Annotated in this window: 8 protein-coding genes; 4 read left to right on the forward strand and 4 right to left on the reverse strand. The window is 69.2% G+C overall.

Annotated elements, in window-relative coordinates; translation table 11 throughout:
- The first annotated feature begins 89 nt into the window (after positions 1 to 89).
- The 4 genes from ABZW60_RS16715 to ABZW60_RS16730 all read left to right on the forward strand — a co-directional run bounded on the left by ABZW60_RS16715 (position 90) and on the right by ABZW60_RS16730 (position 5,083).
- Positions 90 to 2,117 (forward strand): TRAP transporter fused permease subunit, encoded by a 2,028-nt coding sequence (locus ABZW60_RS16715; RefSeq protein ID WP_355477630.1) that lies wholly within the window; start codon positions 90 to 92, stop codon positions 2,115 to 2,117.
- Between the two features lie 11 nt (positions 2,118 to 2,128).
- On the forward strand, positions 2,129 to 3,091 hold the full coding sequence (locus ABZW60_RS16720) for a TAXI family TRAP transporter solute-binding subunit (protein ID WP_355477632.1): 963 nt from the start codon (positions 2,129 to 2,131) through the stop codon (positions 3,089 to 3,091).
- 73 nt (positions 3,092 to 3,164) lie between these two features.
- Positions 3,165 to 4,193, forward strand: a complete 1,029-nt coding sequence (locus ABZW60_RS16725) for an AraC family transcriptional regulator (protein WP_355477634.1) — start codon at positions 3,165 to 3,167, stop codon at positions 4,191 to 4,193.
- 17 nt (positions 4,194 to 4,210) lie between these two features.
- Positions 4,211 to 5,083: an SDR family NAD(P)-dependent oxidoreductase gene (locus tag ABZW60_RS16730; RefSeq protein WP_355477635.1), complete on the forward strand. Its 873-nt coding sequence runs from the start codon at positions 4,211 to 4,213 to the stop codon at positions 5,081 to 5,083.
- Between the two features lie 36 nt (positions 5,084 to 5,119).
- Here ABZW60_RS16730 and hrpB read toward each other — a convergent pair whose 3' ends face one another.
- Genes hrpB through ABZW60_RS16750 form a run of 4 tightly spaced genes read right to left on the reverse strand, consistent with a single transcriptional unit; the run spans position 5,120 to position 14,385 of the window.
- Positions 5,120 to 7,684: an ATP-dependent helicase HrpB gene (gene hrpB / locus ABZW60_RS16735; protein ID WP_355477637.1), complete on the reverse strand. Its 2,565-nt coding sequence runs from the start codon at positions 7,682 to 7,684 to the stop codon at positions 5,120 to 5,122.
- Positions 7,685 to 7,709: 25 nt separating this feature from the next.
- A complete protein-coding gene (locus ABZW60_RS16740) occupies positions 7,710 to 8,390 on the reverse strand; it encodes a hypothetical protein (protein ID WP_355477639.1) in 681 nt (226 codons plus the stop codon).
- A gap of 4 nt (positions 8,391 to 8,394) precedes the next feature.
- A complete protein-coding gene (locus ABZW60_RS16745) occupies positions 8,395 to 10,299 on the reverse strand; it encodes a DUF4157 domain-containing protein (RefSeq protein ID WP_355477641.1) in 1,905 nt (634 codons plus the stop codon).
- A 39-nt stretch (positions 10,300 to 10,338) separates the two neighbouring features.
- Positions 10,339 to 14,385: a DUF6519 domain-containing protein gene (locus ABZW60_RS16750; protein WP_355477643.1), complete on the reverse strand. Its 4,047-nt coding sequence runs from the start codon at positions 14,383 to 14,385 to the stop codon at positions 10,339 to 10,341.
- Between the last annotated feature and the right edge of the window lie 2 nt (positions 14,386 to 14,387).

A 14,387-nucleotide genomic window follows, 5' to 3' on the forward strand; every position in this document is an offset into this window, starting at 1 on the left:
TAAGGCGAGGTAAGGATGCGGCAGTGGGGGTTGTGAGATAGCTGCGGACTGAGGATTGTTTGCGGAAGATCATTCACAGGAGGCCCCTTATGCCGGTGTCTGTAACTGTCGATTCGGTGAGCGCCGGCCCGAGTGCGGAGGAACTGGCAGCTTTCGAGCAGGAAAGGCCGGCGCGGAGGCTGAGCCCGGTCCTGGACCGCGCTATCTCGGTGTGCTGCGCATTGGTCAGTGTCGGCGTTCTGGTGCAGGTATTCCTTCCGATTCCCGCAGGGACGCAGTTCTACCTGATGCTGTTTCTTGCCGCGGTGCTGCCGGGTGCGCTGCTGTGTTACCGCGGTTGGCGTGTGCCGGCGTTCCTGAACCCGTTCCGCGGAGATCGGCGCCGCGACGACCCGCCGGTGGCGGACTGGGTCCTGGCGTCGGTCGCGCTGGTGGTCTCGCTGTATCCGTTGCTGGACTTCGACGCGTTTCTGGAGCGGCGGCAGGCTCCGACGCAGCTCGACCTGCTGGCGGGGTCGTTGCTGCTGGTGCTGGCGCTGGAGGCCTGCCGGCGTACGACGGGCTGGGTCCTGCCGGTGGTGAGCCTGTTGTTCATCGGATACGCCTATTACGGCGGCTATTTGCCGTACACGTGGTCCTTGGCGCACCAAGGTTTCGACTTCTCGGCGATCGTGGCGCAGTTGTTCATGGGTACGGCGGGCTTTTACGGGACGCCATTGGCAGTGGCCGCGAGTTACATCGTCCTGTTCACGATCTATGGCGCCGTACTGGACGCCTCGGGTGCGGGCAAGTTCTTCATCGACGTGTCGTTCGCGGCTTTCAAACGCAGTCGCACGGCGCCCGGGCGGACCGTCACACTGGCGGGTTTCCTGCTGGGCACGGTGTCGGGTTCCGGTACGGCGACCGCGGTGTCGCTGGGCACCGTCGCCTGGCCGATCCTGCGCCGCGCGGGATATCCGTCCGAGCCGGCGGGCGGCATGCTGGCAGCGGCCGGTATCGGGGCGATCCTGTCGCCGCCCACGCTCGGCGCGGCGGCGTTCATCATCGCCGAGTATCTCCAGGTGAGCTACCTCGTGGTCCTCGGCTACGCGACGGTCCCGACGGTCTTGTACTACCTCGGCATCTTGCTGGCGATCGAGATGGACGCCCGGCGACACGGCACCGAAGCGGCCGAGCCGTCGACCCGGTCGGCGCGCCGGCTGCTGCTGCGGTTCGGATACCACTTCGTGTCGCTGTTCCTCATCATCGGCTTCATGGCGATGGACATTCCGCCGTTCAAGGCCGTCGTCTACGCGACGTTGCTGCAGATCGGGCTGTCGTTCCTGGACCGTGAGCACCGGTTGACGCCACGCCGGCTCGGCCTGGCGCTCGCGCAGGGCACCCGCTCGGTGCTGCCCGTCGTGGCGACCTGTGCCGTCGCCGGCATCATCGTCGCCGTCGTCACCCAGACCGGTCTCGGCCTGAACCTGGCCGAGATCATCGTGTCCGCGGCATCCGCGATCTCCGAGAATCACACCGTGGTGCTGATCATGACCGTCACGCTGTCGGCGTTCGCGGTCATGGTGCTCGGGTTGGCGGTGCCCGTCACCGCCTCGTTCATCATCGCCGCCGTGGTGATCGCGCCCGCCCTGTTCCAGCTCGGCGTGGCTCCGGCCGAGGCGTACATGTTCATCTTCTACTACGCCGTCCTGTCGGAGGTCTCGCCGCCCACAGCGCTCGCTGCCGTCGCGACGGCGGCGATCACCGGCGGGCGGGCGATCCCGACGATGTGGCAGGCGTGGAAGTACACGCTGCCCGCGTTCCTGGTGCCCTTCGCGTTCGTGCTGACGCCGAACGGGGCCAACCTGCTGGGTCTCGAGGGCCTGGGAGGTGCGGCGTGGACGCTGGTGGTCTCGGCGCTCGCCGTCGCCGCGCTGGCGGTGGTCACCGGCGGATGGATCGCCGTCCGGACCGGCTGGCTGGAGCGCGTCATCTGTTTCCCGGCCGCGTTGTTGTTGCTCTATCTCGCACCCACCACCATCGGCGTCGGCCTGGGACTGCTCGGGGCCGCCGTCGTCATCAACCTCGCACGGCGTCAACGCCTGCAGAACACCACAGAAGGGCCGAACCCCACATGAGACTCCGTTCTTTGTCCACTCTGGTGGTCGCACTCGCGGTGACGGTCTCGATGGCCGCCTGCGGCGGGCAACGCAAGCCCGAGCAGGGTGACGGCGCGGGAGGTGGTCGCCTCACCATCGCCACCGGTAACACCACCGGCGTGTACTACCAGCTCGGCGGTGCCCTGGCTTCACTGATCTCGGACAACCTCGAGGGTTACCGCGCCACCGCGAGCGAGACCGGCGCCTCGGTGCAGAACATCCAAGGACTGACCGCCGGGAACTACGACATCGCCTTCTCCCTGGCCGACACCGCCGCCGACGCGGTCGAGGGCAAGAACAGCTTCACCGCGCCGCAGGACGTCGTCGCGCTGGCCCGGCTGTACTCGAACTACACCCAGGTCGTCGTGCGGGCGTCGTCCGGCATCACCACGATGGCCGATCTGAAGGGCAAGCGGGTCTCCACCGGCTCGCCGAACTCCGGCACCGAGGTGATCGCGCGGCGCCTGCTCACCGCCGCCGGCGTCGACCCGGTGAAAGACGTCACGGCCCAGCGGCTCGGCCTGCCCGAGTCGGTGGACGCGATGAAGAGCGGACAGATCGACGCGCTGGTCTGGTCCGGCGGCCTGCCCACCAGCGGCATCACCGACCTCACCACGTCGATGGGCGCCAAGGTGCGCTTCATCCCTCTCGACGACGTGCTGCCCGCCCTGCAGAAGGAGCACGGCAAGGTGTACGCCGCGGGCGTGATCCCGGCCGCGACGTACAAGCAGCCGGCCGACACCCGGACGATCATCGTCCCGAACCTGCTGCTGGTCCGTAAGGACATGCCCGACGACCTGGCCGAGAAACTCACCAGCCTGCTCCTCAAGAACAAGGAAGCCCTCGTGCAGGTCAATCCCGCGGCCAAGGGGATCGAGCTCAAGAACGCCGCGATGACCGACCCGGTGCCGTTGCACGCGGGCGCGACGAAGGCCATCGACGCACTCGACTGATCCTCCACCGTCGATCGACGAGCCGTCAGAAGTAACCGCCCAAGGCTCTTTGCGCCGGAAAAGTGAGGCCCCCATGTCAACCGTGATCTGCAGAGGTGCGTCCTATTCGATCGACTCGTGGACGACGGACGACGTCAGACCGCCGGAACGTGTCGAGTACTGGATGAGCGTGATCAGCGCGGCAACCCGTTACCGGGTGGATCCGACCTGTTCGCCAGGGACCTTCCGGGGCCGGCTGCTTCGCATCGGCACGGTCGCCTACACACTCGGCCGGGTGTCGGCCGACTGTGCGCAGGGCCATCGGACCGCGGCGATGGCGTCCGAGGATCCGCACGACGTGCGCACGCTGATGGTGACGATCCGCGGGCAGTTGCTGGTCCGCCAGGATGATCAGGAGTTCCGGGTCGGCCCGGGTGCGGCGTTCCTGGCCTCGTCGAACTCGACCTTCGAGGCGAAGCTCGACCACGCCGACATCGCGCTGCTGACGATTCCCGGGGCGGAGGTGGACCACCGCCTGCGCCCCGGGGCGCGCCGGTCGGCATCCCGGTTTCTCGACATCAACCGCGGCTTGGGCCGGGTCCTCGTGGGCATGCTGGGTGAACTGTTCGCTCAGCGGGCACACCTGTCGGCAGCCGAATTCGACGCGGTCTGCGATCGGCTCGTCGATCTGCTGTGCATGCTCGCCGTCGGTGACGACCGGCCGGACACCGAGGGCGGCCTGGGCGAGGTCGAAGCGATGGTCAGACGATACGTGCGAGAGCATGCCACCGATCCAGGGCTGACCGGCGCCACGGTGGCACGTGCCCTGGGCTGGTCGCTGCGGCAGGTTCAGCTGGCCATGCAGCAGGCAGGCACGACGCCCCGGGAACTGATCCGGGAGGAACGACTCGCGCTCGTGCACGAACGCCTGCGCAGCCCTGCTCACATCGTCATCGGCGACCTCGCCCACAGCAGCGGCTTCTCCTCCAACAGCGCACTGAGCGCCGCATTCCGTCAGCGCTACGGCATCAGCCCTCGGGAGTTCAGAGCGCAGTATCTGCTGGCCGCAGGCGGCCCGCCGGGCAGACCTGAGCGGTTCGGGTTGCGTTTGAGTGCGCTCTAAGCCCTAGCGTCGCGGGCATGAACACGACAAGGGACAACAGGACCTGGATCATTACCGGCGCCAGTTCCGGGCTGGGGCTGGCGTTGGCCGAGGGTGCGTTGGCGGCCGGGGAGCGGGTTGTCGGGACGGCTCGCCGGGTTGAGCGGTTCGACACACTTGCGGCTCGGTACGGCGGCCAGTTCCTCGCGGTCGAGCACGACGTACGGGACACGTCCACGGCTGCCGACGTCGTCGAGCGCGCTCTGGACACATTCGGGCGGGTCGACGTACTGGTCAACAACGCCGGCGCCGGGCAGGTCGGCGCGGCTGAAGAGGTCACCGACGACCAGCTGCGCGACATGCTCGAGCAACACCTGTTCGGCCCCGCCGCCTACGTCCGCGCGGTACTCCCCCACCTGCGCGCCAACCGCTCCGGCGCGATCGTCCAGATGAGTAGCCAGGGCGGCCGGATGTCATTCCCCGCCGTCGGCAGCTACTCGGCCGGAAAGTTCGCTCTGGAAGGCTGGTCCGAGGCTCTCGCCGGTGAGGTCAGGCCGTTCGGCATCCGGGTGCTGATCGTCGAGCCGAGTCGCTTTCGCACCGAGTTCAACGCATCCGACGTCCTCAACACCGCCGAGCAGAACACGACGTACGACGATGTCGTCGGAGCGGTGCGCTCCAACATGGCCGAGGCCGACGGCCTGCAGGAAGGCGACCCCGAACGCGCCGCTCAGGCGATCCGCACCATCCTCGACACCCCCGACGCACCCCTGCGCCTACCTCTCGGCGCCGAAGCCGTCCGCAACCTGACCCGCGTCTACCAACGCGACCTGGACGACGTCCGGAAGTGGGCCGCAGTCAGCGAGTCGGCGGACTTCCCTGGCATGCCGCCGGCGGTCCGCGCCTTCTGAACCCGCAACACCCGCTGAACGGCAACTCGCGGTTGTTCAGTGGCGGGGTTTTGGGCGCTTGGTCGGGATGGCGGTGAGTGGGTCTTCGGGCCAGGGGTGGCGCGGGTAGCGGGCTCGTAGGTCGGCTCGGACCTGGGGGTAGCCCTGGTGCCAGAAGGAGGCGAGGTCGCTGGTGATGGCCACCGGGCGTCGTGCGGGCGACAGCAGGTGGAGCACGACCGGGACGCGGCCGTCGGCGACGGTGGGGGTGGCGGTCCAGCCGAAGACCTCCTGCAGCTTTACGGCGAGGACCGGCGGCTCGGCACCGTCGTACGCGAGTCGTATGTCGGAGCCCGACGGGACCTTCAGCCGTTCCGGTGCGAGCTCGGCGAAGCGGGTTGCTGCGGGCCAGGGCAGTAGTCGCCGGAGCGCCGACGTCACGTCGATGGTGGCGAGGTCGCGCGAGCTTCGTACGGAGGCGAGCTCGGTGCCCAGCCAGTCGTCGAGATCGGCCAGGAGCGCCTCGTCGTCGACCGCGGGCCACGGAGCGCCGAGGTGGGCGTGGCAGAACGCGAGCCGCTGCCTCAAGGCGAGTGCGGCGTCCGACCAGCGCAGTACGGACAGACCGCTGCGCCGGATCCCGTCGCGGACGGCGGCTTGGACGAGCAGCGGGTCGGGGTGGGCCAGCGGTACGTCGTTGAGCACGATCGCGCCGAGCGCCTCGACCCGCCGGGTGACGATCCGGCCGCCGTCCCAGCGGATCTGGTCGGTGGTCGAGACGAGGTCGCCGGCGACGTCGCGCGCGGTCTGCTCGTCGATCGGCGCCGCGGACCGGATCCTGGCATCGGCCCGACCAGGCGCCCGGTCCGCAGCCGCGACCGCCAGCCAGGTCGTGCTCCGCAACGCCGACCGCGGATCCAGCGCAGCCCCCGTCCCCCCAGCCATCTGATACGTCGCCGAGCCAACCCCCCGAACCCGCGCAACCCGATCCGGATAAGCCAGCCCCACCACAACCCCCACCACCAGATCATCCGGCACAAAGTGCGCGCCCCCACCGCCCGCCGGCCGTGCGACGGCATCGCCCGCCAGTCGCGCTTCGGCTGCGTCTGCTGGGTTGCCGTTCGTCGTGCCTCGGGTGAGGCGTTTTGTTTCCTCTCGCCAGCGGGCTGTGGCGGCGCGGTCGTCGCCGCGGCGGAGGGATCTCCAGCGGGCCGGGAGGTCGTCGCCGAAGTCGCGGCCGGCGTCGTCCGAGAGCATCGCGACGATCTCGCGCGCCCGGTCGGCGCCGACCCTCGGCGTACCGTCCAGCAACGCGCGCGCCAACCGTGGGTGCGCCCCGATCGCCGCCATCCGCCGTCCGCGCTCGGTGATCCGGCCGTCGTCGTCGACCGCCTCGAGGCGATGCAGCAACTCCGTGGCCGCGTTCATCGCCACCGCCGGCGGCGCCTGCAGCAACGTCAGACCGGCACCAGCAGGCGCACCCCACGCCGCGAGGTCGAGAGCGAAGGACGCCAGGTCGGCGATCTCGATCTCCGGCGCCGGATGATCGTCGAGATGGACATGGTCGGTCGCGGACCAACAGCGATACACCCGACCGGGCGCCTCCCGGCCGGCGCGCCCCGCTCGCTGCTCGGCCGACGACTTGGACACCCGGCAGGTGACCAACGCACCAAGCCCCCGCGACTGATCGGTGCGCGGCTCCCGGGCAAGCCCCGAGTCGACCACGACCCTGACCCCGGGCACAGTCAGCGAACTCTCCGCCACCGATGTCGTGACCACGATCCGGCGAGCCACGCCGGGCGCCAGCGCGCGGTCCTGCTCAGCCTTGGACTGGCGACCGAACAACGGCAGAACATTCTGACCAGCCAACCGGCGAGTCACACCGTTGATCTCGGCCTCCCCCGGCACGAACACCAGGATGTCGCCGTCGTTCTCGGCCAGTGCACGCTGCACGACGGCCGCGATGTGATCCAGCAGGCGTGGGTCGACCCGCCCGCCGGGAAGCAGCGGCACCGGGATCGGCGGCGGGGCCCACTCGACCGCCACGTCGAACAGCGCGGCAGTCGCGGTGATCACAGGCGCCGGACCGTCCACGCCCAGAGCGCGACCGAGTCTGACCGTGTCCGCCGTGGCCGAGGTCGCGACGAGCGCCAGGTCGTCGCGGAGATTCGCCCGGATGTCGAGGCAGAACGCGAGCAACAGATCGGCGTCGAGATGCCGCTCGTGGCACTCGTCGATCACGATCGCGGCGACTCCCGGCAGCTCCGGGTCCTGCTGCAGACGCCGTACGAGGAGCCCTGTCGTGACCACCTCGACCCGGAGTCCCTTGCCGCCGCTCCTTTCACCGCGCATGGCGTATCCGACCCGCCGGCCGAGCGGCTCGCCGACCAGCGACGCCAGCCGCGAGGCCGCCGCCCGGGTCGCCATCCTGCGCGGCTCGGCGACGACGATCGTGCCCCCGAGCGCGTCACCCAACGCAAGCGGCACCAACGAGGTCTTCCCCGATCCAGGCGGCGCCACCAGCACCGCCGTACCGCCCGAACGCACCGCATCGACCGTCGCAGGCAACACCGCCCGCACAGGCAGATCAGCCCCCGGCACCGACAACCCAGGCAACAACACGCCCCGACGCTATCCGACGGTTCCGTCAGCGCCGCAGGGCTTCGATGATGTGCAGGGCGGCGTCGAGCTCGACGGTGGTGGCGGCCAGGTGCAGGTCGGCCCGGTCGGCACGGTCGGCCAGGGTCAGTCCGAATCCGTGGGCATGCGGTAACAGGGCGCGGGCCGGCCCGGCCCGGTCGGCTGTCAACGGCAGTGAGAACAGGATGGGACGCTCGGCCGCCATCTGATCGAGGTCGGTGGCATCGACCTCGTCCGGGCTCGGTTCCTGCAGGATCGGCCACCCGTCGGTGAGGTTCGGGAAGATCTCGACCTGAACCCAGTCCGGAGCCGGATCGCCGTACTCCGTCCAGCGGCGAGTAATCCACTCCGGGTCGTCGTCCTCGTCGGCCGGCACCCGTCCCAGCGTCCATCCGATGCCACCGGCGGCGAGTTCCTCGCGCCATTCCCGTGCAGCGGGGAGGTTCCACGGAACCTGGACCCAGCGGGCGGCGAGACCTCGCGCGACTGCGAGTGCCGATCCGTTCTCGCGGAGCTCGACGCAGACGGCAGCCTGGTCCACGGCGTCGGCCACGGACTTCGCCGACGCCATGTCGAGGATCCGCCCGTTCGCCCGGTCGTCGACGACGAGGCCGATGACATCGGCGCCCGCCGATTCCAGCCACCGGGCTTCGGCCGGCTGCGCGACGCCGTACACCGCTATCCGCACGGCGTCATTCCTCCTCGTCCGGCGCGGGTCCACCGACCGGGACGGCCTCGCCGGCGCTCTGTGCGAGGCTGTTCGCAGCCACCGCGCGCACCAGCCAGCCCTCGAGATTACTCATGTAGAGGATTGTCGCCTTCTCGCCGGCGATCGGGACGTACGTGGCCTTGTCCACGACTTTGATGATGCCCTTGTCCGAGGTCGAGATCTTGTAGTACGACCCGCCGTGACGGCCGCCACCGGGGTGCACCTGGATCTGCGCGATCCGCCGGTCGCCCTTCACCTCGAGAATCTCGGCGAGCTTGGAACCCTTCCTGGACTGCCTGGTCACGACGTTGCGGCCGGCCAGGCGCAGAGCGTCCGCGATCTCCTGCGGGCTACGACCCCAGATGATCCTCGGGTTGGCCAGCAGGCGCTCGATCCAGCGCGCGGCGGCGACCGCGTCCTCGGCGATGACGCCGCCTCTGGACAGGACCCGGCTCAGCCGTTGCGCTGCCTTGCTCGCCTTCACCGCCTCGACGAACTTCTCCACCTTCGGCAGCGTGGCGATGACCTTCGCCACCTTCGATGCCTTGCCGATCCATTTGATGCCGGCGATCACCCCCTCGGAGAAGACCAGCAGCAGCACTTCCATGATCGCGTAGCCGATGACCCACCCGCGGAAGTGCCACCGAGCGAGCAAGCCCGGCGCGTTCCATCGCTCGAGGAAGTGGTCCAGCCACCCCTGCACCAGAGCACCCCAGTCGAGGTTCATCAGCTGCTCCCAGAGCGCTTTCGCATCCGTCAGCAGATTGCCGGTGAACAGGCTCTTCAGGATGTCCCACACCATCACCACGAGGTCCTTCAGACCGACCAGGACGTCCCACAGCGATTCCAGCGCACCATGGATCAGGCCGGCGATGAACGCGGCGCCGCCGGCGACGAACTCGGCGACCGCTTCGGCTGCGGCCTTCACCGTCTGCCAGGCCTCGTACGTGATCGAGCCCGACGGCACCTTGCCGCGCAGTGTCCGCAGGAACGCCAGGCTGGGGATCCAGATCATGAAGCCGGCGCGCGTCTGCGTCGTGTCCCAGTCGGCCTCCGCTGAAGGTTTGTAGATCCCGCGGCGGCCCTCCCCGGCGTTGACGAACACCAGACCGTTCACGAAGAAGCGATGGTCACTGCCCCATTCGGCCTCGCCGCCGTAGTAGCGCCGCGAGATGTCGAGCGCGGTCTCTCCGGGCACGATCCAGTGGATCTTCGCGTCCGGTTCGGGCAGTCCGGTCTTGATGTGTGTCTGGGCGCAATAGCCCCACCGGCCGTCGTCCGTCGTCACCAGATACCAGCCGGATTGTGCCGAGTCCACGAACACCCGGGTGTTGAACGGCAGGAGGGTGACCGTGGTCGCCTGCGGGACCGGGGCGTCCCGCAGCGTCACTCCCTCCAGCTTGTAGACGATCCCGTACTGCTTGACACTCGTCGTCGGCAGGGGTGCGGTAGCCGTTGCCTCCTGGCGCAGCACCGCACCGCGGCTCACCCGGCCGGTCGAGAACTGCACGACGTGGGCGAGTTCGTGTGCCAGCAGACGCTGGCCGGCGCGCGAGTCGGGTCGGTAGGCCCCGCGGGCGAACACGATGTCCGGCCCGATCGTGTACGCGGTCGCGCCGAGCGACGCCGCCTTGCCGGCAGCGGCCGAATCCGCATGGATACGGACGTCGCCGAAGTGGTGGCCCAGGCGGGACTCGAAGAATCGCCGCGTCCCACCATCCAGTGGCCCACTGCCACCTGAAGGCCCCGGGAGGTTGCCCGTGCGCAGTACGTCGTCAGCGACACGGTCGGCCTCGAGCTCCTCGGGATCGCCACGCGTGCTGACTCGCCAGGCGCCATCGGACTGCGGGTGCTCGGCGTGGACACGAGATGCGCGACCTCCGGCCATGCGCCCAAGCTAGTCTCGAGACGTCACTGAGCCGTCACTTCAGTCGCCGTTGGTCCGTAGGTCGTTCAGTTGGGTCTCCAGGGTCTCGAGACGGGTGCGGAGGTCGGTGAGGTCATCGGTGGTGGGGCGGGCGGGTTCTGGCGGTGGGGAGATGCGTAGGGCGTTGCGAGCCTCTGTCCACTGGCCGGCAGTGGCGAGGCGGGCACTGGTTCGGAGCGAGTCTCTTCCCTTGCGCAGCAGGGCGAGCGGGTCTTCGCCCTGGACCGCTTCCAAGAAGGCCAGCAACGTGGACGCCGGCACGCGGTCGGTCGAGTTGTCGTGGTTCGCGGTGCTGTAGCTCGCGAAGCGGTCGGTCAGGAGCTCGCAGGCGAACTTGATCAAGTGCTCACGGAGGAAAGGCAGGAGCGGGACCAGCGACAGCCAATAACCGACTGTGGGGAACGACTTGACGTACCGGCGCCGTGAGAAGTTGCAGACGCGGTAGACGGAGCCACCGCGGATCGAGATCGCGGCCAGATCCAGGTCCTTCGTGGGTGGAGCTTTCGGCGGCCGCACCAGCAGATGGTCGAATGCGCAGTCCTTCACGTACTGCGTGAAACCGCCGAGCAGGTCCCCGAAGGCTTCGACGGCCTGGCGCCGGTACTGCGTGAGCGGCGCGAGATCGAAGCTGTTCGCCCTGACGATCGAGGGATCGATGACCGTCAGCGAGTTGCTCACCAGGTTCAGTACTGTCAGCCGGCCCGGTGGGACGACGAATGGACCGAGGCGCAGCGGCGGCGGCTCGATGGTCATCGAGGTCGGAGTGACTTGCACAGGGATCCGCAGACCGTCGACCAGTGCCCCGGTACGTGTCTCGTAGACCGACGCCGTCGTGGTGTCGCTGCCGACGATGACGACGCGACCCTCGACCACGGCGAGCGAGATCGACCCGCTCGTGTCAGGGAGCGGGACCGCGTTGCGCAGCGGCTGGCCGTCCGAGCAGTTGAAACCGACCAGTGAGCGGGTCGTCCCGCGTCCTGTGACCGTGTACACCAACGTCCGGAGTACGACGTTCAGCGGCAGCTGCTGCCGCACGGTCTGGAGCGCGAGGTCGTCGGTGCCGTCGGCTTGCAACAGGATCTCGATGCCCAGGCTCGGTCCGTTCGCCGAGATGCTGATCACCCGCAGCCGGTTGTACGACGTCGCCGCCGCGCCGGCCGCTCCGCAGCTGACCACCGCGGTCCCGTCGGGTGTGATCGCCATCGGACCGACCGGGTTGAGCTGTTCGGTGCCGGGAACCGGCCCGAGGTCGTCGGGTACGTCGGCGAAGGGGATCCGCCAGACGCCCGCACCCTCGAACTCCTTCAAGCTGAACCCTGACCTGCCCGTCGCCCGGCGCCGGAGCCCGACGGCGTACACGAAGCCAGGGTCCGCGGCCGTGGTCACGAGGGTGACGAGCCGGACGCCGCAGATCGTCGCCGCCGGCCGCCAGTTGACCGTAGCGCCGGAGATCTCGCCGACCCGGAAGATCGTGTCGTTGTCGTCGCGGGTCGGCACCGCCACCGCGACCAGTTTGCCGTCGGGTGAGAAGGTCACATCCGTGACGGCCGCCGTGGTGCTCGACGCCGAGTCGCCGCGGGCCAGCTCCCGGCCGGCGATCGGGTCGATCCGCGCGACCAGCGTCTCGGTGTTGAGGTTGTAGCGGTTGACGAGCGTTCCCGGCGTCAGAGGGCTCAGCCCGCCACCTGTCGTCCAGACCTCCTCGCCGCCCGGCCGGTTCCGGACCCGGGAGTGCGAGCCCACACCGGAGACGGTGCGGATCCCGGTGAGCGAGGCCGGGTAGTCGGGATACGGCCGTGCGTCGTCGAACAAGGCGCAGAACGTCTCGCTCTGCAGCCGCTTGCGGAGCCCCGCGTAGAAATCACGGAGCAGCGCGTCCTCGGTCTCGGCCACGAAGACGTCGCCGCCCGACTTCGGATTCGCGACGTACGTCGCCAGGTTCGTCAGCGCGGTCCGCAACCGGTAGGCGCGCTGGTCGGCCACCGGGTCGCTGCCGTCGCCGGGGTTCAGTTGCCGGCGGATCCAGTTGAACGGCGACGCGATGCAGTCGTCGTAGATGTCCTTCAGCAAGGTGCCGTCGAGGAAGTCCCGCGGTGGTGTCTCCGGCTCGTACTTCTTCACGGCGACCAGTGGGCCGTTGTCGTCGCCGCGCAGGACCAGGCAGACTTCGCCGTCGCCGTCGGGATTCAGCACACCTCCGATCCCGCCGATCTCGGTGAGCACGTCGACCACCGTCGGTTCCGGCAGGTCGAGGTCGTTGCCGTCCGCATCGATCGCGCTTCCCGGCTGCACGGTGACGTGGCGCCGCAGGTCGACGTCGGCGCCGTCCCGGAACGCGGTCCGCCGTTCCTCGGTCGGCAGGACGGCATGCACCCGCTGGTCCGGCGGCGCGGTCTCGTCGCCGCAGTGCACCGCGAGACCGGACACGATCCCGTACCCGTGCAGGAGCCGGTTGTGCCGCCGCAGATCGTTCGCCCGGCACAAGGCGTCCAGCGCGTCCTGCACGGTGGCGACGGCCGGCAGGTCGCAGATCTCGTTGCTGACGGCAATGTCTTCGGCAGCGAGTGCGGTCAGCGCAGGGAACCGATCGCGCCGGTCCCGGACGACTGTCACACCGTCGACGTCGTGTCGCAAGAGGGCGATCTTCGCCGTGTGGTGCCTGACTCCGGCGGGCAGCTGGGCCACCGGCCGGCCCGACGAGTCTTCCGGCCACTCGATGCCGGCCTGTGAGCTCCGGGCCGGCACCAGCCAGTAGTCGTGCCGGTGGAAGGTCCCGCCGGCCGGGAACCGCACCTGCACACCCTTCTCCAGTCGTAGCCAGTCGTCGGTGCTCACGGTGACCGAACCGTCCCACCGCCGGACCTGCGGATTCCTGCCGAAGTCTTCGATCGTCGTCGGACCGTTCGGCGCGGTCGTCGTGTCAAGAATCAGCTGATCGCCGCGTGCGTCCTTCAGCCGGACCAAGGTTCCCGGCCGGCCGTGCAGTACGCGGGTGTCGTCGAACAGCTCGACGAGATCACCCGGACCGAATCCGAGGACCGCGTCGCGCCCGATGCTCTCCACCTGCAAGGTGCCGGCGGCGGCGTTGCCGAGCCAGCGCGTGACGACCGACCCGTTCTCACGACTCCAGACGATCACCGGGTCGCCCGCGTCGACGTCGTACAACTGGATCCGGTAGAGCTGGTTCTCGAGGCCGATGTACCCGCCGGCCGGCGTCGGCCGGCAGAGATCGACGCCGGCGGGTGGCGGTACGGCGCGCGCCGCCATCCGGCCGGTTCCTCCGGCGACCTCCGCAAGTACGGCGTCCAACTCGACCTCCTCCGGCACGTCGGTGAGATCGAGCAACCGGACCTGCCACACCACCTTGCTGCGCGTGGTCGTGTCGACGCCCAACGCAGCCTCGGCCAGCGACGGCTCATCAGCCGCGGTGATCGGTCGTTCCCACACGTCCAGGTACGCCAGGTAGGTGCCGTCGGCGAGATCCAGGACCCGGGGACCCGTGCTGACCGCCTGAGCCGTGTGCTCGGGCTCGGGCAGATCGGGCTGGGTGCAGTACGACGTCCGTCGGCGCAACCCGACCGCCTGCCCGACCGGCGCAGCGAGCGTGACTGTCCTCGAACCCGTGTCGACGGTCTCGATCCGGGCGATACCGGACGAGCCGACGACATCCATGGCCTCGACCCAGTCATGGGCCCGCAGTTCGGCGCCGTCGAGCACCAGCGACGTCACCACCACCGACGTCGTCGACGGCTGGTCCGTCACCTGGGTCACCTCGCCGTCGACCTCGCACAGCAGGCCACCGACCCATGCCCGCCCGGTCGACAACAGCAGATCGCCGTCGACGACCTCGACGCCGAATCCGCCGCCGGTCTTCGGCACGCCGGACGCTCCGACGACGTCGGCCGACTGCGCCTCGTCCCGGTACGCCGTCACGTCGACCTGTTCGTTCCAGTCCGCGTCGAGCTGGACGCGTCCTTGCTGCATACGCACGCCTGAGTAGTGCCGGTACGCCCGGAACGTCGATCGGGTCAGGTCCCCACCGTTCATGC

Origin of the sequence: Kribbella sp. NPDC003557 (genome assembly GCF_040610805.1) — a bacterium.
In the GTDB taxonomy this organism is placed as follows: Bacteria; Actinomycetota; Actinomycetes; order Propionibacteriales; family Kribbellaceae; genus Kribbella.